The organism is Arenibacter sp. S6351L (assembly GCF_023016025.1).
Taxonomy (GTDB): Bacteria; Bacteroidota; Bacteroidia; order Flavobacteriales; family Flavobacteriaceae; genus Arenibacter; species Arenibacter algicola_B.
The window spans coordinates 1-476 of the sequence record NZ_JALKBB010000112.1; the positions used below are offsets into that span (position 1 = coordinate 1).

The 476-nt window shown below is 44.1% G+C and carries 1 protein-coding gene; it reads left to right on the plus strand.

The window, feature by feature from the left end; genetic code table 11:
- Nucleotides 1–75: 75 nt before the first annotated feature.
- On the plus strand, nt 76–476 hold a 401-nt coding region (locus MWU82_RS24130; RefSeq protein ID WP_247098317.1), incomplete at its 3' end, for a carboxypeptidase-like regulatory domain-containing protein.

Below are 476 nucleotides of genomic sequence, written 5' to 3' on the forward strand. Positions count from 1 at the left end.
CCCAAACCCTGTTTGACCGACAAGTTTGGAAGGCCGTAACTAAATAAAACTAAGTTTCATCTAATCTTCAAAATTATGAAAAATAATCTTGAGTATAAGGGCATGCTACGTATTTGCCTACTATTTATCTGCTTTTTAGTTCCCCCACCATACTTTGCCCATTTCCCCCATGGGCATTGTATTAAAACCTTTTCAAACCTTAATACCCAACAACAGTACCAGATTTCCGGTACCGTCACCGACAGCTATGGTCCCATGCCCGGGGTACATGTACTTATCAAAGGTACCAATACGGGTACCTTTACCAACCCCCAAGGGGAGTACTTTCTTTTGGTAAACAATAATGATATCCTTGTCTTTTCCTATCTGGGTTACCACAGCAGGGAACTGCCCGTACTGGGCCGTACCACAATGGACGTAGAGATGAAGTCCGAGGTCACCGAGCTTCAAGAGGTGGAGGTCAATGCCGGTTACTA